This window comes from Streptomyces sp. NPDC001231 (genome assembly GCF_042896885.1).
Taxonomy (GTDB): domain Bacteria; phylum Actinomycetota; class Actinomycetes; order Streptomycetales; family Streptomycetaceae; genus Streptomyces.
Window position 1 is genome coordinate 18,520 of sequence record NZ_JBIAXS010000029.1, and the last position, 24,008, is coordinate 42,527.

Here is a 24,008-nt window from a genome sequence, read left to right on the forward strand (position 1 = left end):
TCTGGGCAGGCGATGGGCAGACACTGCCCACGAAGTGCTGCCCGAGAGGCTAGGAGAGATTGCGCGAAGTGATCCCGTATCAGTACGGGTTCTCAGCAACAACTTTGGCGAATTCGAGCAACTTCGGAACGTCACAGATGGTTATGTTTCGGTAACTGCGTTCCACCAGTCCCTGAGCTGTCAGCGCGGCCAGGTTCTTTTCGGCCGTGTTGAGCTTCAGGCCGGCCAGCGACGCGAGTTCCTTCTGTGTCAGCGTCACGCCGAGGTCGTACCGCTTGCCGTCGCTGTCCGGCGCGGGCTGGGCGTAGGCCTGACACAACTCGGCCAGGACCCGGGCCAGCCGGGTCAGCGAGTCGTAGGCCTGGAAGTCGATCCGGCGCCGGTTGGCCCAGCGCAGCCGGGCGCACAGCATGTGGAGGATGGCCCGCATGGCGTCCGGGTGGTCGGAGAGGAAGGTCTCCAGTGCCCGCATCTGGATGATCCGCGCGGTCACGTCACTGCACGCGACCACCGTGCCGGACCTGGGGCGCTCCTCGAAGGCCGCCATCTCACCGACCAGGTCACCCGCTATGCGGACGGCGAGCAGCATGTCGTAACCGCTCTCCGCACTGGCGACGACCTTCACGACACCGCTCGTGATCAACAGGACGTGCCGACTCTCGTCGCCCTGCTGGAGCAGGGCGCGATGCGTCGGATAGGTCATCAAGGTGCCCTGGCTCAGGAGTTCTTCCCGCGTCGTGTCCCGCAACCGGCCGAGAAATGTGGACGGCGGCCACGCGTGATTCACCAGCACCCCCGACGATCTCACTCCGCGGCGCAACGCGCCGTTCAAGCCTGACCATGCTGCCGTCGAGCCGAGTGCTGGCAAACAGACAGGACAGGATGTGGCCTGTTTTCTTGCCTCTCAGCCAGAATTGACCGAACACATATTCCCCATACGAACAATTGAACTGGTCACGATCTTTCGCGCGCCCGGCACACCGGAGAACTCGACGGCCGGTGACTGAGGCTCCACCGGGGGCCAACATGCCTGCCGAGCCCTTTTGAAACCGCCCGAAGCCACGACAGCTCGATGCCCCTGACCAGGGCAAGCGCCACCTGCGCCGACAAGATCAGCAAATGAACCTCATTCGGGACGAAGAGGTCGTGGGTTCACATCCCGCCACCCCGACAGCGAAGTACCAGGTCAGGGCCGGTGCTGAGAAATCAGCACCGGCCCTGACCTGCTGTAGGGCCCCGGTTTGGGAGTCGGCTTCGGGACGCAGCTCCCGAGGGGTGCTGACGGAAACATCTCAAGAGGGATGGCGTCCCGACAGGTGGTACAGGGGGCCTGGCTCGACGCGTTCCGGTAAGCCGACAGCACGTGATGGCCGATGTCCGGGACGAGAACCGGTTCGGCCGGCTCCACCAAGACCCTCGACGTCACCACGACCGACCTGCGCCGCCGCCCCACCGAGGCCGCCGAAACAGACCGTGTGCGGCACCGTTGCCGACACGAACCCGCCGCTCAGCCCCCATGAGGCCGGGCCAGGCCGTGGTCATAGGCGAAGATCACCGCCTGGATGCGGTCGCGGGCACCGATCTTGGCCAGGACGCGGCCGACATGAGTCTTCACCGTGGACTCCGACAGGACGAAACGGGCGGCGATCTCGCCGTTGCTCCAGCCCTTGCCGATGGCGACGAGGATCTCGCGCTCACGGTCGGTGAGGGAACTCAAGCGCGGGTCCTCGGCGGAGCTGTCGCCGCCGACTGGCACGAGACGGGCGAACTCGTGCAGGAGACGGCGGGTGAGTGCAGGGGCGATCACAGCGTCTCCGACGGCCACGGCCCGGATGCCCGCAAGGAGTTCCTCGGGTCGGGCGTCCTTGAGGAGGAAGCCGCTGGCTCCGGCGCGCAGGGCCGCATACACGTACTCGTCCAGGTCGAACGTGGTCAGCACCAGGACGCGGGAGCGATCGCCGGCGGCGACGATGCGGCGGGTGGCCTCGATGCCGTCCATGCCCGGCATGCGTACGTCCATGAGGACCACGTCGGGGCGGAGTTCGGCGACCTTGCGCACCGCTTCCGCTCCGTGAGCGGCCTCGCCAACCACCTCCGTCTCGGGCACGGAGTCCAGGAGCATGCGGAAGCCGTACCGCTGGAGCGGCTGGTCGTCGACGACGAGCACGGTGGTCACCGGGCACTGCCCTGGGGAGTGAGGTCGAGTGCTGCCCGTACCGTCCAGCCGGCGCCCGCGGGACCCGCGCTGACGTGTCCGCCGTAGAGAGCCACTCGTTCCCGCATGCCCACCAGGCCGTGTCCTTCCTCGTTCGCCGTGCCGGGACGGTCGGCCGGGACGAGTGGGCCGGAGTCCTGGACGGTGATGGTCAGCCGCGTGTCCTCCACGGCGACAGCCAGGTTCACACGCGCGCCGGCACCGGCGTGTTTCAGGGTGTTCGTCAGAGCCTCCTGCACGATGCGATGGACCGTGAGCTGGACCCCGCTGTCGAGGGCGTCGACGTCTCCGGCGGTACGGTAGACGACCTCCAGGCCGGCGGCGCGCACCCCTTCGCACAACGCGTCGATGTCCGCGAGACCGGGCTGCGGACTCAGCTCGGGCTCGGCCGGCGGGCCGTCCGCCTCGCGCAGCACGCCGAGTACCCGGCGCAGTTCACCCAGGGCCTGGCGACCTGTGTCACCGATGAGGTGCAGGGCCTCCTTGCCCCGCTCCGGAGCGATCTCGGTGGCATAGGCACCCGCGTCGGCGAGCGTGATGATGACGGACAGGTTGTGGCCGACGACGTCGTGCATCTCGCGGGCCACCCGTGCCCGTTCGGCCGCGACGGCGAGCCTGCCACGCTGGTCGCGTTCGATCTCCAGCCGGGCCGCACGGTCCCGAAGCCCGGCCAGCTGGGCCCGCCGGATACGGATCACCAGGCCGAGCGCGAGGGCCGCGGTCGCCGTGCTGAGCAGGAAGAACAGCGCGTCCCAGACCGACACCGCCGCCGATACTCGTGCCGCGACCAGGCCGAGCGCGCCCGCCGTGGCCGCACAGGCCCACGGCAGCTGCCGTAGCCGCCCGTGCAGGGCCAGGCTGTACAGGGCGACGAGGAGGGCGACATCCGCACGGAGCGCGGCGCCGAGGGACCACTGGAGGACGAACACGGCCATGACGGCGCCGAACGCGACGGCGGGCACCCGGCGCCGCCACAGCAGCGGCAGCACCAGCCCGGCCTGCAGGGCCAGCATGCCCGCCACGGGCAACCGGGTGAACACCAGGCGGAAGCGGCGCGGACCGTCGCCTTCCCCGTCGATCGCGCCGACCGCGTGCAGCAGGTCCGGCAGGCAGAACATCAGGAAGACCAGCACCACCACCGCGGTGTCCAGCACCCACGGACGGGCCCGGTCGGCGTGCCGGAGCCGCTGGCCGGTCCGGCCGAGCCGGGCGACCAGCGGCCCCATCCCGCTGAGATCTTCGGTGGTCACGGAGTTCACCAGCCCATGATGCGGGTGGCTGCTGCTCAGACGTCGCTGCGCAGCAGTCGGTACGCCGCTCCGGCCAGCACCAGTGCCGTCCAGCCGAGGAAGACCCAGAGCCCGGCGCCCGGCGACAGGGTGGTCGAGTCGTGGGTCAGGGCAAAGATCGACTCGCCGGCGTGGCTGGGCAGGTAGGGATCGATGTTCCCGCGCCATGAGCTGGGCAGCAGGGAGATCAGTCCAGGTACGAGCATGAGGGCGGCGACCAGGACCGAGATACCGCCGGCCACGGACCGCAGCAGCGCGCCCAGAGCGATGCCGATCACGCCGACCAGGCCCAGGTAGAGCCCGGCGCCCAGCAGGCTGCGAAGGACACCGGCGTGGCCGAGGCCCATGGCGGCGGGCGTGCCGGAGACGACCTGGCTGCCCACGAGGAAGGCGACGAACGCGCCGACGGTGGCGATCACCAGCGCGACCAGCCCGTACACAGCCGCCTTGAACCACAGCACGGGCAGCCGGCGCGGCACCGCGGCCATGGTGGAGCGGATCATGCCGGTGGAGTACTCGCCCGCCGTGACCAGCACGCCGAGCACGCCGAGGGCCAGCTGGGCGAAGTTCGTGCCGAAGAGGGACAGACTCACGGCCGTCGCGTCGGCGAAGTTGCCGTCCATGGGGCGGCCGGAGTCGATCCCGGACTTGTAGCGGCTCGCGGCGATGATGCCGAAGGCGACGAGGACCAGCAGGCCCAGGCCGAGAGTGATCCAGGTGGAGCGCAGAGACCACAGTTTGGCCCACTCCGAGGCCAGCACGCGCCGTCCGGTCACCCGGTAGGCGGGGCGGGCCGGCGTGGCCTGGGCGGCCTCGGGGGACTCGGGGGCTGCCGTGAGGGTGCTCATGCCGCGCTCCCAGAGGTCTCGGTGCCGGTCGTGGAGCCGTGGTACTCCACGGCGTCCCTGGTCAGTTCCATGAATGCCTCCTCCAGCGACACCGCCTTCGTGGTCAGCTCGAACAGCGGGATCCTGTGCTCGGCCGCCTTCAGCCCGATCTCGCGGGCGGACAGCCCGGTCACCTGCAGTTCCTCGGAGCCCACGCGGCCGGTGATCTCCACGCCGTGTCCGGCCAGTACGTCCCGCAACCGTGCGGGGTCGTCCGTCGCGACCTTCACGGTGTCGCCGCCGGCCTCGCGGACCAGGTCCCGTACGGTCGTGTCGGCCAGCAACCGTCCACGTCCGACGATGATGAGGTGATCAGCCACCAGTGACACCTCGCTCATCAGGTGCGAAGAGACGAACACCGTGCGCCCTTCGCTCGCGAGGGAGGTGAGCAGGTTCCGGATCCAGAGGACGCCTTCGGGGTCCAGTCCGTTGACCGGCTCGTCGAGCATCACGGCCTGCGGATCGCCGAGCAGAGCGGCCGCGATGCCGAGCCGCTGGCCCATGCCGAGGGAGAAGACACCGGCCCGCTTCTTCGCGACGCTGCCGAGACCGGCGAGTTCGATGACCTCGTCGACCCGGCGGCGCGGAATGCCGTGGGTGAGGGCGAGGGCCCGGAGGTGGTTGTAGGCCGAACGGCCCGGGTGGATCGACTTCGCCTCCAGCAGCGCCCCGACCTCCTGGAGCGGCGCCTGGTGGCGGGCGTAGCGTTGTCCGTTCACCGTGACGAAGCCGCTCGTCGGCGCGTCGAGCCCGACGATCATGCGCATCGTCGTGGACTTGCCCGCCCCGTTGGGGCCTAGGAAGCCGGTCACCGTGCCCGGCTTCACGGTGAAGTCCAGTCCGTCGACGGCTGTCTTCTCCCCGTACCTCTTGGTGAGCTGCTGTGCCTCGATCATTCGCGTTCTCTCTTTCGGACTCCAGCGCGCCCTGCACGCCTGACGCCTCCTCCGTCACGCTAAGTCCGCGATCTGCCGGATCCGGTGGTACCGGGGGCTGAACACTGCCAGGCAGGTGGTACCGGGGTACTACGACCTGGTGTCCCCCGATCACTTTGGGGCTGGTTGCCCGTTCGGCCCGCGCGTGACCACCCGTCGACGAGATTCCAGAGGACGACCGGCGAACCGCCCTGCTCGTCCCCCGAACAGCAGGACAACATCACGTCTACGACTGAACAGCCTCTGAGGGGCGGCTCCCGTCGAGGGCCGGCGAGAGCGGATCGGATGGCTGGTGAAAGCCAGTCTCGGCCACCCCGAAGAGATCGAGTAGCGCAGTGGTCCGGCAGCCGGGTGCGATCCGAGGCCAGCTGCACGGCTGGCCTGCCAGAGGGCAGTAGAACTGGAAGCCATCGGGGCTGGCAGTCACCGTCGGCGCGAGGTGGATCTTCATGGTTTGTCCGCCACGGGATCTGCCGATGGCGCGTGGTCGTCCGGTTCACCGGCCAAGCCCCTTTTCACAGCCCCGGCCGCGCGCTTGCAAGCGCGCACGATCATGGAATCTGCCGAGACGGCCCGGTTCAGGTCCTCGTCCGCGCCAGAGTCTGCCGCGAGACGCTGCCTCTGCCCCTCCCAATGCGGGCCCTGACAAGGGCAGCCCTGAGAGAGAAGCAAACAATCCCAGATATGGATATATCACCGGAGCAACGTCCCTCAGACTCCCTTGCACGCCCAATACCTTTGAAGTAGTTTTGAAGTCATGACCACCATGCGTACGGAAGCCAACTTCTCCGAGTTGCTCCAGAAGCCGAAGGACACTGTCGCCCTGATGCAGGGCAGTGCCCGCAGAGGCATCCGTCTGCACCGTCGTGACGACGAAGACCTCTACCTCACCACCGCCGCCCAGGCCGAGGAAGCCGTACAGGTCGTCGACTCCACCACCCGGATCTTCGTCGCGATGATGAAGAGCGATCCGCAGGCGGTGAAGATCCTCACGCATGTCTTCCCCGAGGCATTCCCCTGGGTGCGCTTCCTGCCGGAGGCAGCTGTCCGCGAGTTCCTTGTCGAGTTCGTCGAGACTGCTCGCGCTGCCGTCGACCTCGACAACATCAGCCTGCTCGCCCCTGTCATCGCCGCATGGAAGTCAACCGCGCTCATTCACGCAGACAAGGATCTACACCGCGAGCTCACCGCACCGACCGGCGAGGATCTCGGCACCGTCGAGCCGCCGGAGGTTCCCGGCGAGTGAGCCCGAAGAAGGGGGACCCGGTCGCACCGCGGCCGGGCAAAGACGAGTACGACATCCGCTACGGGGAGACCGCGACGGTCGAGGGCTGGCGAGAGGTCGGAAACAAGGCTCCCGGTAACGCTTACAAGGCATGGGAGCAGATGCGCACGAATCCCTGCCCCCAGGAGCAGACCGAACGGCATCACCAGCTCAAGTTCGACTTGGCTTACCGAGATTTCCGCGGCGAGCGCTTGCCTCAGTGGCAGATCGAAGTCACCGGCGGTGGACGAATCTGGTACGTGGTAGACGACAAACGCCGGATCGTGTGGCTGGTGAAAGCCGGTCTCGGCCACCCCAAAGTAACCGAGTAGCGCAGCGGCCTGGCAGTAGAACTGGGAGCCATCTGGGAGCCGACCCGCTCCCCGAACCCTCCCGACACCATGCGAGAGCCGCTGAACCCAACACCCTGACCTGCGAAAACGCCAAAGAGGCCGGTGTTGGTCTTGATCGAACCTCGTTCGGGACGAAGAGGTCGTGGGTTCAAATCCCGCCACCCCGACGCTGGTCAGAGGCCCATTCACGTGATTGTGAATGGGCCTCTGACGTATGTACTGCAGCGGAGTACAGCAACCGCTATGACTCTTGCTGACCGTCCATGTCCGACGGCTCTTCCTGCTTGCGCTTGCCCCTCTTCTCGCCGTCCTTCTTCTTGCTGCCGCCCAGGGCCCTTTCCAGCCCGCGAAGCTACGGCAGTGGACGTTCCGCTTTTCAGGTTCCGTGCAGCCGTGTCCAGAGCACGGTCAGCGCTGCGGTCAGAGAAACGAAGGAGAGCAGCGCGAACAGGTGGATGTATCCGCCGAGGGGTGGGGCGAGTGCGGCTCCGATGAGGGGTGCCAGGGCTGCAGCGGTGGTCGCGGGGGCGGCCAGCAGTCCGGACAGGCGGCCGTAGTGGGTGGCGCCCCACCGGTCGGTGACGGCGGTTGCCTGGAGCAGGGTCAGGTTTCCGCGGACCATGCCGGCTGCGACCGATACGGCGAGGACCAACGTGTAGGGGCCTGGCACGGCTGCGAGGGCCGCAGTCGTGAGGCCGCCTAGTGCGATCAGCATGGTCGTGCGGGCCGTTGGGCCCGTGTGACGAGCGAAGGCGGCGTACAGAGTGCGGCCGAGGGTCTGTCCGGCACCACCCAGGCCGAGCGCCCAAGCTGCCTGCGTGGTGGTGTATCCCCGTTCGAGTAGCAGCGGCACCAGTGAGACGACGACGCCGTACATCGCCAGCGCCGACAGCATGAAGGCGGCCGCGAGCAGCCAAAACGGCCTGCTGTGCGCCACGGTCGCAGGGGCGTCGCTCGCCCCGGTGGCTGCTGGCGGGGCTTGGGGCCAATGTGCCCGCAGCGCCAGGGCGTGGGCGGGAACGGTGATCAGGGCGAGGGTCGCGGCGAGGACGAGGTAGGTCTCGCGCCAGGTGAAGTGATTGGCGAGTAGTGCCGTCAGCGGCGCGAAGACCGTGGAGGCCAGGCCGCCGGCGAGAGTGACCGTTGTGAGGGCACGAACGTGGTCGGGAGCCCACCAGCGTGTGAGCGCTGCGAAAGCGGGCTGGTAGAAGGTGGAGGCCATCGCGAGCCCCGCCAGCACCCAACCAGCTGCGAAGACCCACAAGTTCGATGCCATGGCCACGATGACGAGGCTGACCGTTCCGAGGACCGATCCGGCGGTCATGACCGTGCGTGGGCCGCGCCGGTCGAGCACGCGGCCCACGCGGATTCCGGCGAGTGCGGAGACGACCAGGGCGAGGGAGAACGCCGCCGTGGTCGCGCTGGTGGGCCAGCCCGTCTTGGCGTTGATCTGCGGATTCAGGACGGGGAAGGCGTAGTAGACGATGCCCCAGCTGGTGATCTGAGTGAGGCAGAGGGCGGGCAGGACCGCGCGGGGCCGCGACCGATCCCCCGATCCGGTCGCGGCCCCATGGCGGCGGGTCTTGAGACTGGTCACGCGCTGCAGCAACCGCCGGCCGGAGCCTCTTCGGCAGGTGCGCTCGCGCCGAGCTGGACCAGCTGGGGTGCCGGAGCGCAGCACCCGCCACCGGTCTGGTCCGCTTCGGGGGCGTCGAACAGTCCTGCCCCACCGCACACCCCGGTTTCCGGGAGGGTGAGTTCGACGCGGTCGGCGGATTCCAGGTCACCGGCGATGGCCCCGACCACGGAGCGGACCTGCTCGTAACCGGTCATCGCGAGGAACGTCGGGGCGCGGCCGTAGGACTTCATACCGACCAGATAGATGTCCTGCTCCGGATGGGCCAGTTCGCGATGTCCGTGGGGGTAAACGGTGCCGCAGGAGTGCTGGTTGGGGTCGATCAGTGGAGCGAGAGCGATCGGGGCCTGGAGGCGCTCGTCCAGGCCGAGGCGGATCTCCGACAGGAACGACAGGTCCGGGCGGAAGCCCGTCAGCACGATCGCCTCGTCCACCGGCTCCAGGCGGCGGCCGTCCTCGGCGACCAGGACCAGGCGGCCGTCGTCGTCACGCTCGACGACCTCGGTGCGGAAGCCCGTGACCGCGTCCGCACAGCCCTCGTCCACAGCGGCCTTTGCGGCCAGTCCGAGGGCGCCACGGGCCGGGAGCTGGTCGGTGGTGCCGCCGCCGAAGGTCGAGCCGGAGATGCCGCGGCGCAGAATCCACACGGCCTTCGTGGCCGCACCGTCGTCAGCCTTCGCCAGGTCTGCGAGGTACGCCAGCGCGGTGAACGCGGAGGCGCCGGAGCCGATGACGGCAGTGCGCTTGCCCGCGTACCGGGCCCGTACGGCCGGGTCCTTCAGGTCGGGGACGCGATAGGTGATCCTCTCGGCGGCCGAGCGCTCGCCGAGCGCGGGCAGGCCGCTGGCGCCGGCGGGGCTCGGGATGGTCCAGGTGCCGGACGCGTCGATGACCGCCCGAGCGAACAGACGCTCCTCACGGCCGTCCGTGTGCTCGACATGCACGATGAAGGGCTGGGCTTCGCGGTCGGCGTCGACGATCCGGTCGCGGCCGGTGCGGGAGACGCCGGTTACCCGGGCCCCCGTGCGCACTCGGTCACCGAGGACGTCGGCGAGCGGCTGAAGATACTGCTCGGCCCAGTCCCCGCCCGAGGGGTAGGTGGCCGGGTCCGGCTTGGTCCAGCCGGTCGGCGCGAGCAGCTTCTCCGCCGCGGGATCGGTGACCTCGCCCCAGGTGGAGAACAGCCGCACGTGCGACCACTCCCGCACCGTCGCACCGGCGGCCGGACCGGCTTCCAGCACCAGTGGCTCGATGCCGCGGTCGACCAGGTGGGCGGCGGCGGCCAGACCAGTGGGTCCGGCTCCGATCACTACGACGGGCATCTCGGCGGTGATGGGCGCGTTCACGGCGACTCCTTGCGTGTTTCGACGTTTGTCGATGGGATGCGCGGCCAGCCTGTCACCTGCATCGATGAACGTCAACATAGACACTCATCGAATCACTGGAGTTGCCCAATGGAGTTCGCCGGCGTGACGGTGCTCGACGCCGGGCAGACTGGGCACGCAGCGGCTCACCTTGCTCGCGGCCGAGTCATTCGCCCCTCGCCCCTTGGTTCGACATGTGTCAACATAGACGCATGTCGAATACTCAGGTGCCGCCGCTGATCGAGCCTGAGGCTGCCGAGGCCGTGGCGCCGTGCTGCCCGCCGCTCACCGAGCGCCCCTTCACCGCGGACGAGGCCGAGACGGCCGCACGGATGTTCAAGGCGCTGGGCGACCCGGTACGGCTGCGCCTGTTCTCCGCCGTGGCGTCCCATGAGGGCGGCGAGGCGTGCGTGTGCGACATCTCCGACGTCGGCGTCTCCCAGCCCACCGTCTCCCACCACCTGAAGAAGCTGAAGGAGGCCGGGCTGCTGACCTCTGAGCGGCGTGGCACGTGGGTGTACTACCGGGTCGAGCCGTCGGTGCTGGCGGCGATGGGCAAGCTGCTGAGCCTCGCCCCGGCCGCGGCTTGACGCTCGCCTTCGTTGCAGCGGCCGGGAGTTGTCGGTGTCGCGCGGCACGATTCAGCGAAGAAGCGCCGCGATTTCCCTCGCCGCGTCCCGAGCCGGCCGACCCACACCGATGAGCGTCGCTGATGCGGGTCCGGTCCAGTCGCCGTAGCCGAGCAGGTGCAGGCGCGGCTCGGCCACCGCTCGCGTGCCCACGGTGGCGATGTGACCGCGCTTATCCCGCAGTCGCAGTGGCGCCAGGTGGGAGAGCGCGGGCCGGAAGCCGGTGCACCAGATGATCGCGTCTGCCTCAGCGCGAGTCCCGTCGGTCCACTCGACACCGCCAGGCACGAGGCGGGCGAACATCGGGCTCGCCTTGAGCAGACCCCGATCCCGGGCCTTCCGGACGGGAGATACGGCGACGATGTCACCGAGGGAGGCGACGCCCCCGGTGTCCGTTCGTCCTTCGTCGAGCGCGCGGCGCCGGGCGGTGGCCGCGTCGAACAGCGCCCGGCCGTCGATGTCATCCGCCAGGAAGCGAGGCGGACGCCGGGTCGCCCAAGTCAACTCGGCGTCATGGGCGAGGTCGGCGGCGATCTGGGCGCCGGAGTTGCCGCCGCCCACCACGATCACCCGCCGGCCGGCGAAGTCCTGCGGGCTGCGGTATTCGGCCGTGTGCAGTTGCCGGCCGCCGAAGACATCACGTCCTCGGAACGCGGGCAGGAAAGGGCGCCACCAGGTGCCGGTCGCACTGATCACAGCACCCGCGCGCCAGCCCCCGGAGTCGGTCTCCACACGGAGAAGGGGTCCGTCCCGGTGGACACCGGAGACGCGCACCGGCCGCTCGATGGGCAACTCGTAGCGTTTCTCGCAGTCGGTGAGGTAGGCGACCACGTGCTGCGCGTCGGGGTAGGTGGCGCCGGTTTGCGGGGGCATGAGGCGGCCGGGCAGCGAGGAGTACGCGGCCGGTGAGAAGAGGCGCAGGGAGTCCCAAGTGTGCTGCCAGGCACCACCGGCTGTGGTCTGGGCGTCGAGGATGACGAAGTCGACGCCGAGTCGGCGCAGGTGGTACCCGGCGGCAAGCCCGGACTGACCGCCGCCGATCACCACTGCCTGGGACGTCTGCGTCACTCGGTGGCTTCGCGGCCCGGCTGGAAGATGAGAGCCACGAGCGCGAGCCCGACCGCGGCGCCGATCAACTGCATGGCGATGAAGCCGGCAACCGAACCAGGGGCGATACCCGCGAAGGTGTCGGTGAAGGCGCGGCCGATGGTCACCGCAGGATTGGCGAAGGACGTGGACGAGGTGAACCAGTACGCCGCGCCGATATAGGAGGCGACCGCGACGGGAGCGAAGCGCAGGCGGTCGGTGCGGGCCAGGCCGAAGATCAGCAGGGTCAGACCCGCCGTGGCGACGACCTCGCCGAGAAGAAGGTGTCCGGCGGAGCGGTCGTGGGTGGACCACTTCACCAGCGGCTCGCCGAACATCGCATCGGCCAGGACCGAGCCCGCGATCGCGCCGACCACCTGCGCGGGGACGTACACGGCCGTCTCGCGGAGGGTGACGCCGGCTCCGCCGCGCCGGGCGGTCCACCACTCGGCCAGGGTGACGGCCGGATTGAAGTGCGCGCCTGACACCGGGCCGAGCAGGGCGATCAGCGCGCCGAGGCCGAAGACCGTCGCCGTGGAGTTGGCCAGCAGCTGGAGACCGGCGTCCTTGGTCAGTTCGGTGGCCTGGATACCGGAGCCGACCACGACCGCGACGAGCGCCGCCGTGCCGACCAGCTCGGCCGCCGCCCTGGCGAGCAGTGGAGGAGTCTGGGGCGGGGTGGCGCCCGGGGCGGGCTGCGGCTCAGCGGCGGGAGATATGAAGCCGTCTGTTCTGTCGTGCTCGGTGGCCTCGGCGGCGGTCAACAGGACTCCTCGGTGCGTGCGGGAAGGCGACGAGACGCGGTGATGGACGGGCGCCGGGGAAATCAGGGGCAGGACCGCTTGGTGTTGTTCTCGGCGGTGGCGCGCGCGGTCTCCGCGAGGTCGGCGAACTGACCGGCGAGCGAGGCGATGACGTCGGGCTTGAGCCGGTAGTAGGTGAACCGGCCGCATGGCTCCGTCTCCACGATCCCCGCCTCGCGCAGCACCTTCAGATGGTTGGAGAGGTTGGTCTGTCTGGCGCCCGTCTCCTCGATCAGGTGCGTGCTGCAGAGCGTCTCCTTGGCGAGCAGGGTGACGATCCGGAGGCGGAGCGGGTCGGCCAGCACCCGCAACAGATCAGTGTCGACTGACGTCAGCATGGACTGATACTCTCACATCACTCCCGACTGATACCAGCCTGGGCTGATCCCTGGGACCCGCATCCCCGCACCTCGTGGGGACCCTGCCCCGAAGGGGGTTCCCATGACCCCATCCCCGCCCCCTGTCCTGCCCGACGAACGCCTCGCGTCCGGTGTCGTCCGGCTCTCGGTGCGCTACCGCGGGCGCTTCTCCCCGGAGACCATCCAGCGTCTGATCATCGACTCTTATGAGCGCCTCGCGGAGCACGCACGCGTTTCGCACACACCTCGTCGTACTGGCCGAGCACCTGGCCACCGAGCGCCTCGACGCCCTCTCGCACATCGAGGGCGCACCGGGAAGCGGCCTGCCCCGAGTGCTGTTCGTGTGCGGCCACCACGCCGGCCGCTCCCAGATGGCCGCCGCCCTGCTCGCCCACCGCGCCCAGGGCCATGTGGTGGTCTCCTCTGCGGGCACCCACCCGGCCGCCGCCGTCGAACCGGTCGTCGCGCAGGTGCTGATCGAGGCCGGAGCGGACCTTGTGGACGCCTTCCCCAAGCCGCTGACCGACGAAGTCGTACAGGCCGCCGACATCGTCACCACCCTGGGCTGCGGGGACGCCTGTCCCGTACTGCCGGGTCGCCGGTACCTGGACTGGCCCGTCACCGACCCCGAGGGCGCGCCGGTCGCCGTCGTCCGCGGCATCCGCGACGAGATCGACGCCCGCATCACTGAGCTGCTCACCTCGCTGCCGAGCAGCTGAACCCGCCCCCCGTCCCCCCTTGTTGATTCACTTACGAAGGAAGTACCGATGTCCTCCAGCCCGCTCGCCTCCGTGCTGTTCGTCTGTGTCCACAACGCCGGGCGTTCGCAGATGGCCGCCGGATTCCTCTCCGACCTCGCGGGCGACCGGATCGAGGTCCGTTCCGCCGGCTCCATCCCCGGCGACCGGGTCAACCCCGCCGCGGTCGAGGCCATGAAGGAGGTCGGCGTCGACATCTCCGAGGCCAAGCCGAAGATCCTCACCACCGAGGCCGTACAGACGTCCGACTACGTCATCACCATGGGCTGCGGCGACGCCTGCCCGATCTTTCCCGGCAAGAAGTACCTCGACTGGGCCCTCGAAGACCCGGCCGGCAAGGGCGTCGAGGCCGTCCGCCCCATCCGCGACGAGATCAAGACCCGTATCGAGGCCCTGATCGCCGAGATCGACGCCCGGCAGGAGTCGTGACCCCGTGACCGACAACGGCATACGCGAGGTCATCGCCATCGGCTCCGGCCTCGCCGGATACACCGCCGTCCGCGTCGCTCCGACGCGATCCGTACCGGCATGCACGACCCTGGACCGAGATCGGACAACTCATCGTTCGAGCTGGGGCTCCGCGTTCAGCGGACATGGCGAAGGGCAGCAGCTCGACGGCCAGGTTGCACGCTTCGTGACGGACTGTCACAGAGGTGCGGCTGGGTCCGGGAACAGGTTCACCTGGCGTGCTCGTGCGGGCCGAGCACGGTGCGCCGGCTCGGCCCGCAGGAGAAATCAGTTCCGGCCGCTGCCGCCCACGATGACCGGGGTGCCGTTGCCCGAGCCGCAGGGCACGGCGTAGACCGGGTTCTCCTTGGCCGCTTCCCTGTACGCGTCGATGCACTGGTTCGTCAGAACCTTGTCGGTCAGAGAGTCGTTGAGGATCTTGTTGGCGCGGGCGATGCCCTCGGCCTCGATCTTGCGGCGCTTGGCCTCCTCTTCCGCCGTGCGGGTTGCCTCAGCGGCCCGCTCGGTGGCCTCCTTTTGCTGGATCTTGCGGTCGATCTGCTTCTGGAGGGCGTCCGAAGGCCTGACGTTGCGCAGGTTCACGGCGGTGATGTCGATACCGCGGGGCGCGAGTCGCTCCTTGATCAACTTGTCGATCTCCGCGTTGATCTCTTCTCGGGCCGAGGCGTACCCCTGCTCGCTGGTGTAGCGGGCGAAGACGTTCCGGACGATCTCGCGGCTGTCCGGGAAGACCAGCCGCTGCTGAATGGCGTCCTCGCTCCCTGCCAGCCGGTACAGCTCCCCCGCCTTGTCCGGTATGACCGCCCACTTCACGGTCACCTCCGCGTACATCACACCCCCCTGCGAGGACCGCACCTCGACGACGTCCTTGTCGGAGAGGTTGAGGTCGACCGGACGGGTCGAGAAGGGCGTGACATCGGTGAAGGGCGCCTTCAGATGCATCCCGGACGTCATCGGCGCACCCACTCTGCCGAACGTCACCGGCACGCCGACCTCGTAGGCGCTGACGACGTACACAGTGCTGGCGATGCCACAGAGCACGCTGCCGAGCAGTGCGGCGCCGGCACCCAGCCGAAGCCGGAGCGAGTTTTGGGCACGGGCGACGAAGTACATCACCACGGCGGCGAGAACAAGCAGGCATGACAGTACGAGCACGGTGACTCCCCCCTGAGAGACCCCGAGCGGTACCCCCCGGCACCGCTCGCCAATGGAGAATATGGCATCCGAAGTGCGGCAAGATCAGCGGGCGTTCGCAAGCGGCCGTCGCCCGCCCCCGCCGACGCGGGAAAGGCCCGCCCGCCGGCGGATGCAGGGTGAGCGACTTGCGACCGAGCCAGTCGGCCCGGTGGCTCCAGGGGCTGCACGGACCCCAGTCAGGGGCCGAACGCTGCTGATGTCGGTGATCCGTAGCCGATGCCAGCAACCGCACGACACCTCCGCCCAGACCGTCTTGCCCACGGGGTCCCTCGGTGTCCAGCCTGGCTTGTTGCAGACCGAGACGTATGCGCGAGCGGTGCTGAGCGTCGGCCGGACGCTGAACGATCAGGAACAGTTGGAAGAGCGGATCACCGCCCGCCTGGAACGGCAGGAGCGCCTCAACACTCCCGGTAGGGTTCCCCGGCGTCGTGCAAGGTCCCGCACGGTCCCGCTCCGACCTTCGAGGCCGGCTCCTGGGCCGCCTTCATAGGCCAGTTGAAGGCCGGCCGTCACCGCGTCTGAGCCGACCGGGCCCTGGTCAGTGGCCGCCTCACGGGTCCGCCGGATCCTTGTCCGCGAGGGTCCGGTCGGCCGCTGACCTCCTTAAAGAACCAGGGAAAGAACTACCCGCCCACCCACCCTCCCGGCCCACGTCACCCGTCCGGGTGACCAGCTTGCGAGGGCGGGATACGGACGGTTACGTTCGCCGCAACAACCGCACACAGACGACGGCCCCCGGCCGGGACGGCAATCCCGATCGAGGGCCTGACCGATCAGGAAGTGAACGCCTTCCCGATGGCTGACCCGCAGTCTAACGCGCGCCTGCGCGCCGACGCGGGTACTCCGACCTCCGGTGTGATCCACGTCCGCACCCGGCTCACGGCCGACTTCACCGTGATCTCCAACGCCCTCGTGCAGCAACGCGGCAGCGCGGTCACGATCGGCGTGGCGGTCTACATCCTCTCCCTGCCCGACGGCTCACCCGTGACCATCGCCGCCCTGTGCGAGCACTTCACCGAGGGCGAGATCCTGATCTCGCGGGCCTTGCGGGAGCTTGAGCGGCTCGGCTACCTGGAGCGCCGCCGCGAGCGCGGACCCGGTGGTCACGTCCGTACACGGACGTACTTCTACGACGTTCCGTGCGGCGGTCCGGACGGCGACCCGGACGGTCACCCGCCCCAGCCGCCCCGGCCGCCGAAGCCCCGTCTCCCCCGGACGCAGCCCCCCACGACGGAGACCGAAGCCGCGCCCGCATCCGCGGCCACGGAAACCACGGCTCCCCCCGCGCCCGCGCCGGCCAGGGCGGAGCCACAGGACCAGCCCCGGCTCGCCGACGCCGACCCGCAGGCAGTCGCCGTACTCACCGCACTGCGCCGGGCCGATCCGCGCCTGGTCCTGTCCGAGCAGGAAGCCGCCCGCCTGGCACCGGCCGTTGCCCAGTGGCTCGCAGCGGGCGTCGGGGCGCACCAGATCACCGAACTGCTGACCACACGGCTGCCCGACCGCTTCCTCACTCGTCCCGCAGGCATCCTCGCCTTCCGCCTGCGGCAGACCCCTCTGCCCGCCCCGCCCCCGCTCACGCCGCCCGCGGAGCGTCTCCCGGCCGTCCTGCCCTTCCAGACCTGTGACGGCTGCGAGCGGGCGTTCCGCGCACCGGAGCCCGGACGCTGCCGGGACTGCCGACCCGCGAACCGCCTCCGCGCGGCCGGCTGAAACCGGGCGGTCACGAGCCACGGTGGCGGGCCTGCGGGAGTGGCAGCCGTTCATCAAGTGGCGCGTGAGGGAATAGGTGTCCATGGGGCGCGGGTTCGGTCCGCGTATCCGTGTTCTGTGGGTGATCTCCTGCGGTGGGGCGGGAGAATTTGGTGGTCGGGAAAGCGCCGCGGGCGCCGAATTCTCCCGTCCGGGGCTTCGGCCGGATTCAGGTGAAGGGTTCGGAAGGGGCACGCATTCGGTAAGCGGTGATGATCTCCGCGTTGCCGCACGGCGGGCTGATCTGCAATATTCACGCTCTCGCCACAACCCTGTCGAACATTCGCACCCTCTCCACAAACGACCGGCTCAGGCCCGTACTGGACGGGATCATGAGACCTAATCGCGATCAAAGGCCCCGCTGTCGGCCGGCAAATATCCGGACATCAGAGGCAGACGAACAGATCTTTCACGTGGCGCAGCTCACTGAGCAATGTCAAGTGGTTCGGCCGGAAAACCCGATCGGGTTGCCCGGGGCACCGGGAAAGTGGTTCCATCACGGCTGAACGCGGTGACTGGCAGTCACAATACGGCTCTGTGCCGATATTCCCCCGACGTATTGAGATCGTCGAGCGGGCGCGGCAAGGACAAGAACCAGGAAACGGCGACCGCCCCCTTGTGAACGGGCGGTCCGCGCCGGTCAGGAGGGAGCAACGTGGGTTGCTCGCACGCCGTGGGATGCCCGCTTTTCCCCCTGCTCAGGGCGAGCTTGCAGGGTTGGCGCGACTACTACTGCGACAGCGCGGACCAGTGGCACGGCTGTGCCCGCTACCAGTTGTCGCTCACCGGCGAGCGCGTGCCGATCAGCCTGCTGCCCAACGGAGCGACCGCGCGGCACCTCGAAGGCACGTCCGGTACGAACCGGTCCAGCGCGACCAACCCCACGCAGCCACCCCGGCAGGCTCCGCAGCCGCAGCCCGACGCGTGGTCCCGTCCGGTACCCGCCGGACCGCCTGAGCCGGCGTCACCTGGTCCCGAACAACCTCAGGGCACGGCCTGGTTCGGGGCGGCGCCGCCCCCGGCACCGCACCCGGCACCGCACCCGGCACCAGTCCCTCCTTACCAACCGTCACCTCACACACCGACTCCCCACTCCTCGCACCGCCCCGCTCGGCACTCGGCGCAGGCGTCCGGCGCGAAGCGCGGTTTGCTGGGTCGGATCGCCGACTGGATGAGAGGTCCGGCATGAACTACTGGCCCTGGTGGGCAGGCGCGGTCGGGCTCGCCCTGGTCACCGTCAACTACACCCTCACCACCGATCGTTCCTTCGGGGTGTCGTCGGCCTGGGACCGCGTGCTGCACTGGCGCAGCGAACGCCGTCTCGAGCAGATGGACGACGAGTTCGCCGACGATCAGGCACTCGCCGAAGCGCTCGCCGCGGCCACCGCTGAGCACTTCGGAACCCTGCCCGGAGCGCCGACCTCGTACGCGGGGTCCCAGCCCCAGTACGCGAGCCCTCAGGCCTCGCACGCGGACCCGCACGCCCCATACGCGCCGCCGCAGCCGGTGCCGCAGCCGCCGGCTCCGTACGTCGAACCGGCGGCGACAGAGGGTTCCTCGGTCACGAGCCAGCGCCCCGCCCCCCTGGTCACCCAGGCCGCCCTGCTGGTGTCGATCTTCCTGGGCGGGCTGATCGCCTCGCTCGCGTCCGGGCGGTTCGAGCTCCGCTACGACATGGGTCCGGGCTTCCGGGACCTGGTCACCGCCGATCCGATCACCATGGTCGTCCTGCTGTTCCTGGGCGGCGTGCTGGTCGGGTTCGGTACCCGGCTGGCCGGCGGGTGCAGCTCCGGCCACGGACTGAACGGCTGCGGCCGGCTGCGCCCGGTCAGCATCGTCGCGACCGCCGTGTTCTTCGGCACCGCCGTCGGGGTGTCGTTCCTCCTGTGGAAGGTGATCTGATGCGTACCCGGGGCGCGATTCTGCTGGCCAACATCATCACCGGGCTGGCCCTCGGCTTCACCGTCTCCAACATCGGCTTCGGCGACTACGCCGAGCTGAACCGCATGTTCACCTTCCAGGATCTGCGGATGTTCCTGTCCTTCGCGGGCGCCGTCGTGATCATCGTGCTCGCGTTCGCCCTGCTGCGGGTGCGCCGGACCCCTGGGCGCATCCACGCCGGTGTGGTCCCCGGCGCGGTGCTGTTCGGCACGGGGTGGGCGATCTCCGGCGGCTGCCCGGCGATCCCGATCACCCAGGTCGCCGGCGGCTACCTGCCCGCCCTGGTGACCATCGCCGGCGTCGCCGTCGGCATCTGGCTGTGCCGCTGGGCCAACGCCCGGTTCTTCCACCTGGACCGCGGCTCCTGCGGGCTGTGACCGGCCACGCGTTCCGCGGCGCCTCCGGCGGCGCGTTCCGCACCCCGCCAGCCGCCAGCCGCCAGAAGGTATTTGCCGCCTTTTGACCTAAAACGCCATCTGATTCCTGATTCGGGACGTACCCAGGTGCGAGACATGTTCCATCAGGAGGAATGCCATGGCGATCTTCAATGCACTCTTCCCCGCTCTGAACCGTGATCACGGGGGCCACGGTGGTCACGGCGGACACGGCGGTCATGGGGACCACGGCGGTCACGGTGACCACGGCGGTCATGGCGACCACGGCGGTCATGGCGACCACGGCGGCCGCGGCGGTCGGGACCGCGGTTCGCGAGGCCACGGTCACGGCTACTGATTTCTGATTTTGGCCACCTCAGCCGACTCGGAGCGGAGCGGACCGGAGCCCCAAGGGGCCGGTCCGCTCCGTCAGTACGTCCTGAGTCGTCTGCTGTCGGTGGGGGCGGATGAGCAGGCCGTGGTCACGGCCGCCCCGCCGCTGCCCCTGCGCGAGGTGTTCCGGCGTTTCTGGCCCTACACCCGAGGGCGCCGGGGCTGGCTCGCGCCGCTCCTTCTGCTCAGTACGACGGGCCCCCTCGTCGACGCGGCCGAACTGTGGCTCTTCAAGATCATGGTGGACGAGGTGCTCGTTCCGAAGGACCTGCACCCCTTCCTGTGGATCGCGCCCACGTACGTGGGACTCATCCTCCTCTCCGGCATCCTGGGGTTCGCCGACGACGTGACCTCGGCGTACGTCAGCGAACGCTTCCTGCTCTCCCTGCGTGCCGATGTCTTCCGGCACGTCCAGAGGCTGTCGCTCGGGTTCTTCGAACGGCGGCGGCTGGGGGACGTGCTGTCGCGGATCACGGGGGACGTGGATTCCGTCGAGACGTTCCTGCTCTCCGGCGTGGCGGACGTGTTCTTCGACCTGCTCCAGCTGGGCATCTTCCTCGGGCTGCTCTTCTATCTGAGCTGGGACCTCACGCTCCTCGCGATCGTCATCGTGCCGCTGTTCTGGGGCGCCGCCCGCCACTTCTCACGGCTGACCAAGCAGGCGTCGCGTGAGCGCAGGCGCCGCAGCGGCTCGCTCAGCGCGGTCGCCGAGGAGTCGCTGGGCAACGTGACCCTGGTCCAGGCGTACAACCGGCAGGACTGGGAGCAGCACCGCTTCGAGCGCGAGAACCTGGGCCGTTTCCACGCCGCCATGGCCTCGACGCGGATCCGGGCCGTCTACCGGCCACTGGTGGAGCTCATCGAGGTGTGCGGCGGCCTCGCCGTGATGGGACTCGGCACCTGGAAGCTCACCCAGGGCCAGCTCACCCTGGGCGGGCTGCTGGTCTTCCTGGCGCTGATCGGCAAGCTCTACAGCCCGGTCCGCGACCTGTCCCGCCTCGGCCCCACCTTCTACGCCGCCTCCGCCTCCGCCGAACGCATCGTGGAGCTGCTCGACCAGCGGCCCCAGGTCCGCGAGGCCCCGGACGCCCGGCGGATCGGCCGGGCCCGCGGCGAGGTCGAGTTCGACGGTGTGTCCTTCCGCTATCCCGACACGTCCCGCTGGGCCCTGTCGGACGTGTCGTTCCGCGTCCGACCCGGCGAGACCCTGGCCCTGGTGGGGGCGAGCGGGGCCGGGAAGTCCACGGTCGCCAAGCTGCAACTGCGGTTCTACGACCCCGACCACGGCGCCATCCGCCTCGACGGCACCGATCTGCGCGAGCTGTCCCTGACCGATGTGCGCGACAGTGTCGCGGTGGTGCTCCAGGAGACGCTCGTCCTGCACGGCACGGTGCGGGAGAACATCGCCTACGGCCGGCCCGGCGCCACCGACGCGGAGATCGTCGAGGCGGCCCGCGCCGCGGACGCCGACGAGTTCATCCGGCTGCTGCCGGAGGGCTACGACACCATGGTCGGCCAGCGCGGCCGGACGCTGTCCGGCGGACAGCGCCAGCGGCTGGCCATCGCCCGCGCGATGATCAGGGACGCGCCCGTGCTGCTGCTGGACGAGCCCACCACCGGCCTGGACGCCCTGTCGGGCCGCCGGATCATGGACCCGCTGCGCCGGCTCATGACCGGCCGGACGACCGTCGTCATCTCCCACAACCTGCTCACGGTCCGCGACGCCACCCGGATCGTGGTGCTCGACCACGGCCGGGTCACCGAGTCCGGGACCCACGACGAGCTGTTCGCGCGCGGCGGCACGTACGCGCGGCTGTACCGGCTGCACAGCGCGGCCTCGCCCGCGGGGCCCCCGCCGCAGGGCACGGTGCTGTCATGACCGCCGTCACACGGACGGCCGTGGAGCCGCCGCTGCCCGCTGGCACCCGCCCGGTCCCCGGCTACCTGGTCCTCGGGCACCTGGCCCGCACCGGCTGGCTGGACCTGTACGACTCCTGGAGCGAGGAACGGGCCTGCCGGTGCGTCATCAAGGTGCTGCGCCCCGACCTGCGCGACGACCCGGAACTGGGCGGCGAGCTGCTGCGGGAGGGCGGGTGGCTGCGCGACTTCACCCATCCGCACCTGGTCCGCGCGTACGAGACGTTCGCGGCGCCCGAACCGCTCGTCGTGATGGAGACGCTGACCGGGGAGACGCTCGCGCACCTCCTCGGCCGGCTGCGGCGCCGGCCGGCCGCCACCGACGTGGCGCTCCTCGGGGTGCAGCTGTGCTCCGCGGTGCACTATCTGCACGGCCGGGGCCTGCTCCACCTGGACCTCAAGCCGGCCAACGTCGTCGTGGACCGCGGGCACGTCAAGGTGCTCGACCTCAGCGTGGCCCGGCCGCCCGGGAACGCTCGGCGCGGGACGGGCACGTTCTGTTACCGCTCGCCGGAGCAGGCACGCGGCGGGCTGCTGACGGCCGCGGCCGACGTGTGGGGCATCGGCGTCATGCTGTACGAGGCGGCCTGCGGTGACGTGCCCTTCCCGCCGCCGGAGGGCGAGGAGGACGAGAGCGAGCACACCACGGGCGATCCCCGGGATGCGCGGCTGCTCCGATCTCCGTGGCGGGAGAACGCCGCCCCGCCGGTCGCGTCGCACCGGCGCCTGCCGCGCGCGCTCGCCGAGGCCGTCGACGGCTGCCTGAGCCTGGATCCGGCGGACCGGCCCACGGTCCACGAACTGACCACGGCCCTGGGCGCGGTGCTGCCTGTTCCGGCCCGCCCCGTTGGCTGAGCAGTCCTCTCGGTCCTCCCGGGCAGGCCTCAACCCCTGGCAGTCCTCCCGGGCAACCCTCACCCCGGGCAGCCCCCACTCCCCGGCGGCCCTCAGGAGTTCTCCTCGCCCGTGGAGAAGTGCGCCCTGGCCAGGACGGTGCCGTCGGGGGCGATCACCCGCGCGCCGGCCAGCTTCGCGGGGTCGACGGGGGCCTGGCCGCCCCAGGCGCCGCGGCCGTGGTGCAGGGTGAACTCACCGACGGGGACGGTGGTGCCGTCCTTGCGCACCAGCCGGCAGGTGACCTTGCCCTCGTGGGGGGCGCCGGTCTTGGTGAGGTCGATGTTCATGTAGATCCAGCCCGGGGAGCCGGGGTGGGCGTAGACCTCGCCGGCCGGCCTTCCGGCCGCGTCGGCGGAGGTGAAACCGCCCCAGAGCATCCCCGACCCGACGGCGGCGGTCGAGGCGGGCCCGGCCACGGTGGACTCGATCGCCGTGCCGACCGCCCAGCCGCCGAAGCCGACGGCGAGGAGGACCGCGCCCGCGGCGGCGGCGACCCGTGGCCGTATCCGGCCGAGCACGCCCGGACGGGGGATGCCCGGTGTCCGGGCGTGTGCACGCCCGTCGTGCGCCGCCCTCTGCGTCAGTGCCTGCGCCACCCGGCTCTCGAACCCGACCGGCGGCTCGCTGCCCGGCAGGAGCCCGATCAGCCGGTCGCCCAGCAGAGTCAGCTGTCCGATGTACTCGCGGCAGTCCGCGCACCTCTCCAGGTGCGCGACGGCACCGGCCCGCTCGCGACCGGGCAGCACGCCCAGCGCGAGCTCGGCGCCGATCTCGCGGAGCTTCTCGCAGCTGATCTCACTGGCCATGGTCGCCTCGCTGGAAGGAGGCAAGGGTGGTGCGCAGCTTCCCCATCGCCGTCCTGACCCGTGTCTTGGCGGTGCCCAGCGGAATGTGCTCCCAGTCGGCGATCTGCTGGGCGGTCATGCCGTAGATGCCGGCCATCACCAGGGCACGGCCCTGTTCGCGCGGCAGCTCGGCCACGGCGGCGCGCAGCCGGGACGACGCCTCGTCGGCCAGCGCGTGCCGCTCGGGGGTGTCGCTGACGACGTCCAGGATCGCGTCGAGGTCCTCCGGCGCCACCGGTTCCTGACGCCGTGACCGCACGGCGTCGATGGCGAGGTTGTGGGCGATGGTGGTCAGCCAGGTCGTCACCGACCCGCGGCGCGAGTCGTAGATCTGCGCGTGCCGCCATGCCCGCTCGAATGTCTGCTGAGCGATGTCCTCCGCCAGTTGGGGATCACCGGTGACCGCGACGGCGACACCGAAGACCCGGTGCTGAAACCTGCGTACGAAACTGACGGCGAGTTCTGGATCACCGGTCGCCAGCCCGGACAGCAGAGCCTCATCCGGGAGCCGGCCCACGGGGAACCAGATTCTCGACACATCCGTATATACGGACCATCCCCGCGCAGGGATTGCCCGACCGAAACGGAATCCCATGCTCCGATTCTCCCGCGGGACCGCACTCCCCGCGCTCTGTCGCGGAACGAT

General features: G+C 69.9%; 24 protein-coding genes and 2 pseudogenes. 13 read left to right on the forward strand and 13 right to left on the reverse strand.

Annotated features, from left to right (window positions below):
- Positions 1–79 precede the first annotated feature (79 nt).
- From ACFY3J_RS29765 to ACFY3J_RS29785, 5 genes are all read right to left on the reverse strand, one after another.
- Entirely contained in the window at positions 80–703 is a 624-nt protein-coding gene (locus ACFY3J_RS29765; RefSeq protein WP_384174819.1) for a Crp/Fnr family transcriptional regulator, read from the reverse strand.
- An 804-nt stretch (positions 704–1,507) separates the two neighbouring features.
- Complete coding sequence (locus tag ACFY3J_RS29770; RefSeq protein WP_384174817.1) at positions 1,508–2,176, reverse strand: response regulator; 669 nt, start codon at positions 2,174–2,176, stop codon at positions 1,508–1,510.
- Entirely contained in the window at positions 2,173–3,441 is a 1,269-nt protein-coding gene (locus ACFY3J_RS29775; protein WP_384175073.1) for a histidine kinase, read from the reverse strand. Before ACFY3J_RS29775 ends, ACFY3J_RS29770 begins: the two co-directional genes overlap by 4 nt.
- A 59-nt stretch (positions 3,442–3,500) precedes the next feature.
- Positions 3,501–4,352, reverse strand: coding sequence for an ABC transporter permease (locus ACFY3J_RS29780; protein WP_384174814.1), 852 nt, complete (start codon positions 4,350–4,352; stop codon positions 3,501–3,503).
- Positions 4,349–5,287, reverse strand: a complete 939-nt coding sequence (locus ACFY3J_RS29785; RefSeq protein WP_384174812.1) for an ATP-binding cassette domain-containing protein — start codon at positions 5,285–5,287, stop codon at positions 4,349–4,351. The genes ACFY3J_RS29780 and ACFY3J_RS29785 overlap by 4 nt, the downstream gene beginning before the upstream one ends.
- A gap of 796 nt (positions 5,288–6,083) precedes the next feature.
- Between ACFY3J_RS29785 and ACFY3J_RS29790 the strand changes: the two genes are divergently transcribed.
- Complete coding sequence (locus tag ACFY3J_RS29790) at positions 6,084–6,572, forward strand: hypothetical protein (RefSeq protein ID WP_384174810.1); 489 nt, start codon at positions 6,084–6,086, stop codon at positions 6,570–6,572.
- Positions 6,569–6,922: a hypothetical protein gene (locus ACFY3J_RS29795; protein ID WP_384174808.1), complete on the forward strand. Its 354-nt coding sequence runs from the start codon at positions 6,569–6,571 to the stop codon at positions 6,920–6,922. Before ACFY3J_RS29790 ends, ACFY3J_RS29795 begins: the two co-directional genes overlap by 4 nt.
- 397 nt (positions 6,923–7,319) lie before the next feature.
- Here ACFY3J_RS29795 and ACFY3J_RS29800 read toward each other — a convergent pair whose 3' ends face one another.
- Positions 7,320–8,540: an MFS transporter gene (locus ACFY3J_RS29800; protein ID WP_384174806.1), complete on the reverse strand. Its 1,221-nt coding sequence runs from the start codon at positions 8,538–8,540 to the stop codon at positions 7,320–7,322.
- The gene (locus ACFY3J_RS29805; RefSeq protein ID WP_384174804.1) at positions 8,537–9,925 is read right to left on the reverse strand and encodes an FAD-dependent oxidoreductase; all 1,389 of its coding nucleotides are present in this window, start codon (positions 9,923–9,925) and stop codon (positions 8,537–8,539) included. The genes ACFY3J_RS29800 and ACFY3J_RS29805 overlap by 4 nt, the downstream gene beginning before the upstream one ends.
- Positions 9,926–10,155: 230 nt before the next feature.
- Between ACFY3J_RS29805 and ACFY3J_RS29810 the strand changes: the two genes are divergently transcribed.
- On the forward strand, positions 10,156–10,533 hold the full coding sequence (locus ACFY3J_RS29810) for an ArsR/SmtB family transcription factor (protein ID WP_384174802.1): 378 nt from the start codon (positions 10,156–10,158) through the stop codon (positions 10,531–10,533).
- Positions 10,534–10,584: 51 nt separating this feature from the next.
- Here ACFY3J_RS29810 and ACFY3J_RS29815 read toward each other — a convergent pair whose 3' ends face one another.
- The 3 genes from ACFY3J_RS29815 to ACFY3J_RS29825 all read right to left on the reverse strand — a co-directional run bounded on the left by ACFY3J_RS29815 (position 10,585) and on the right by ACFY3J_RS29825 (position 12,799).
- Positions 10,585–11,640, reverse strand: a complete 1,056-nt coding sequence (locus ACFY3J_RS29815) for an ArsO family NAD(P)H-dependent flavin-containing monooxygenase (RefSeq protein WP_384174800.1) — start codon at positions 11,638–11,640, stop codon at positions 10,585–10,587.
- Entirely contained in the window at positions 11,637–12,422 is a 786-nt protein-coding gene (locus ACFY3J_RS29820; protein WP_384174798.1) for an aquaporin, read from the reverse strand. Before ACFY3J_RS29820 ends, ACFY3J_RS29815 begins: the two co-directional genes overlap by 4 nt.
- Positions 12,423–12,484: 62 nt before the next feature.
- Positions 12,485–12,799, reverse strand: coding sequence for an ArsR/SmtB family transcription factor (locus ACFY3J_RS29825; protein WP_384174796.1), 315 nt, complete (start codon positions 12,797–12,799; stop codon positions 12,485–12,487).
- A gap of 103 nt (positions 12,800–12,902) precedes the next feature.
- Between ACFY3J_RS29825 and ACFY3J_RS29830 the strand changes: the two are divergent.
- From ACFY3J_RS29830 to ACFY3J_RS29840, 3 genes and pseudogenes are all read left to right on the forward strand, one after another.
- Positions 12,903–13,019 (forward strand): annotated as a pseudogene (locus ACFY3J_RS29830) (arsenate reductase ArsC); the annotation flags it as partial.
- A 7-nt stretch (positions 13,020–13,026) separates the two neighbouring features.
- Positions 13,027–13,539: a low molecular weight phosphatase family protein gene (locus ACFY3J_RS29835; protein WP_390842113.1), complete on the forward strand. Its 513-nt coding sequence runs from the start codon at positions 13,027–13,029 to the stop codon at positions 13,537–13,539.
- Between the two features lie 48 nt (positions 13,540–13,587).
- Entirely contained in the window at positions 13,588–14,007 is a 420-nt protein-coding gene (locus ACFY3J_RS29840; protein ID WP_384174792.1) for an arsenate reductase ArsC, read from the forward strand.
- Positions 14,008–14,313: 306 nt separating this feature from the next.
- Here ACFY3J_RS29840 and ACFY3J_RS29845 read toward each other — a convergent pair whose 3' ends face one another.
- On the reverse strand, positions 14,314–15,201 hold the full coding sequence (locus ACFY3J_RS29845; protein ID WP_390842114.1) for a prohibitin family protein: 888 nt from the start codon (positions 15,199–15,201) through the stop codon (positions 14,314–14,316).
- 316 nt (positions 15,202–15,517) lie between these two features.
- On the opposite strand from ACFY3J_RS29845, the pseudogene ACFY3J_RS29850 reads away from it, so the two are divergent.
- From ACFY3J_RS29850 to ACFY3J_RS29880, 7 genes and pseudogenes are all read left to right on the forward strand, one after another.
- Positions 15,518–15,658 (forward strand): annotated as a pseudogene (locus tag ACFY3J_RS29850) (Scr1 family TA system antitoxin-like transcriptional regulator); the annotation flags it as partial.
- Positions 15,659–16,038: 380 nt separating this feature from the next.
- Entirely contained in the window at positions 16,039–16,956 is a 918-nt protein-coding gene (locus ACFY3J_RS29855; RefSeq protein WP_390842115.1) for a hypothetical protein, read from the forward strand.
- Positions 16,957–18,180: 1,224 nt separating this feature from the next.
- The gene (locus ACFY3J_RS29860; protein WP_390842116.1) at positions 18,181–18,897 is read left to right on the forward strand and encodes a YeeE/YedE family protein; all 717 of its coding nucleotides are present in this window, start codon (positions 18,181–18,183) and stop codon (positions 18,895–18,897) included.
- Positions 18,897–19,313: a YeeE/YedE thiosulfate transporter family protein gene (locus ACFY3J_RS29865; RefSeq protein WP_225077000.1), complete on the forward strand. Its 417-nt coding sequence runs from the start codon at positions 18,897–18,899 to the stop codon at positions 19,311–19,313. Before ACFY3J_RS29860 ends, ACFY3J_RS29865 begins: the two co-directional genes overlap by 1 nt.
- Positions 19,314–19,507: 194 nt before the next feature.
- Positions 19,508–19,675, forward strand: coding sequence for a hypothetical protein (locus tag ACFY3J_RS29870; RefSeq protein WP_384174784.1), 168 nt, complete (start codon positions 19,508–19,510; stop codon positions 19,673–19,675).
- 92 nt (positions 19,676–19,767) lie between these two features.
- The gene (locus ACFY3J_RS29875) at positions 19,768–21,582 is read left to right on the forward strand and encodes an ABC transporter ATP-binding protein (RefSeq protein WP_390842117.1); all 1,815 of its coding nucleotides are present in this window, start codon (positions 19,768–19,770) and stop codon (positions 21,580–21,582) included.
- Positions 21,579–22,475: a serine/threonine-protein kinase gene (locus tag ACFY3J_RS29880; protein ID WP_384174780.1), complete on the forward strand. Its 897-nt coding sequence runs from the start codon at positions 21,579–21,581 to the stop codon at positions 22,473–22,475. The genes ACFY3J_RS29875 and ACFY3J_RS29880 overlap by 4 nt, the downstream gene beginning before the upstream one ends.
- Positions 22,476–22,567: 92 nt before the next feature.
- Here ACFY3J_RS29880 and ACFY3J_RS29885 read toward each other — a convergent pair whose 3' ends face one another.
- Both ACFY3J_RS29885 and ACFY3J_RS29890 read right to left on the reverse strand, forming a co-directional pair.
- Positions 22,568–23,323, reverse strand: coding sequence for a hypothetical protein (locus ACFY3J_RS29885; protein WP_384174778.1), 756 nt, complete (start codon positions 23,321–23,323; stop codon positions 22,568–22,570).
- Positions 23,313–23,900 carry an RNA polymerase sigma factor gene (locus ACFY3J_RS29890; protein ID WP_384174776.1) on the reverse strand — a complete coding sequence of 196 codons (588 nt, stop codon included), beginning with the start codon at positions 23,898–23,900 and terminating at the stop codon, positions 23,313–23,315. Before ACFY3J_RS29890 ends, ACFY3J_RS29885 begins: the two co-directional genes overlap by 11 nt.
- Positions 23,901–24,008: the final 108 nt, after the last annotated feature.

What these genes read in the sequence shown, in the direction of transcription:
- ACFY3J_RS29765 (WP_384174819.1), bottom strand. Translation starts at nt 703, where the DNA reads ATGACCTATCCGACGCATCGCGCCCTGCTCCAGCAGGGCGACGAGAGT.
- ACFY3J_RS29775 (WP_384175073.1), bottom strand. Translation starts at nt 3,441, where the DNA reads ATGGGGCCGCTGGTCGCCCGGCTCGGCCGGACCGGCCAGCGGCTCCGG.
- ACFY3J_RS29780 (WP_384174814.1), bottom strand. Translation starts at nt 4,352, where the DNA reads ATGAGCACCCTCACGGCAGCCCCCGAGTCCCCCGAGGCCGCCCAGGCC.
- ACFY3J_RS29785 (WP_384174812.1), bottom strand. Translation starts at nt 5,287, where the DNA reads ATGATCGAGGCACAGCAGCTCACCAAGAGGTACGGGGAGAAGACAGCC.
- ACFY3J_RS29790 (WP_384174810.1), top strand. Translation starts at nt 6,084, where the DNA reads ATGACCACCATGCGTACGGAAGCCAACTTCTCCGAGTTGCTCCAGAAG.
- ACFY3J_RS29810 (WP_384174802.1), top strand. Translation starts at nt 10,156, where the DNA reads ATGTCGAATACTCAGGTGCCGCCGCTGATCGAGCCTGAGGCTGCCGAG.
- ACFY3J_RS29825 (WP_384174796.1), bottom strand. Translation starts at nt 12,799, where the DNA reads ATGCTGACGTCAGTCGACACTGATCTGTTGCGGGTGCTGGCCGACCCG.
- ACFY3J_RS29835 (WP_390842113.1), top strand. Translation starts at nt 13,027, where the DNA reads ATGAGCGCCTCGCGGAGCACGCACGCGTTTCGCACACACCTCGTCGTA.
- ACFY3J_RS29840 (WP_384174792.1), top strand. Translation starts at nt 13,588, where the DNA reads ATGTCCTCCAGCCCGCTCGCCTCCGTGCTGTTCGTCTGTGTCCACAAC.
- ACFY3J_RS29855 (WP_390842115.1), top strand. Translation starts at nt 16,039, where the DNA reads ATGGCTGACCCGCAGTCTAACGCGCGCCTGCGCGCCGACGCGGGTACT.
- ACFY3J_RS29860 (WP_390842116.1), top strand. Translation starts at nt 18,181, where the DNA reads ATGAACTACTGGCCCTGGTGGGCAGGCGCGGTCGGGCTCGCCCTGGTC.
- ACFY3J_RS29865 (WP_225077000.1), top strand. Translation starts at nt 18,897, where the DNA reads ATGCGTACCCGGGGCGCGATTCTGCTGGCCAACATCATCACCGGGCTG.
- ACFY3J_RS29880 (WP_384174780.1), top strand. Translation starts at nt 21,579, where the DNA reads ATGACCGCCGTCACACGGACGGCCGTGGAGCCGCCGCTGCCCGCTGGC.
- ACFY3J_RS29885 (WP_384174778.1), bottom strand. Translation starts at nt 23,323, where the DNA reads ATGGCCAGTGAGATCAGCTGCGAGAAGCTCCGCGAGATCGGCGCCGAG.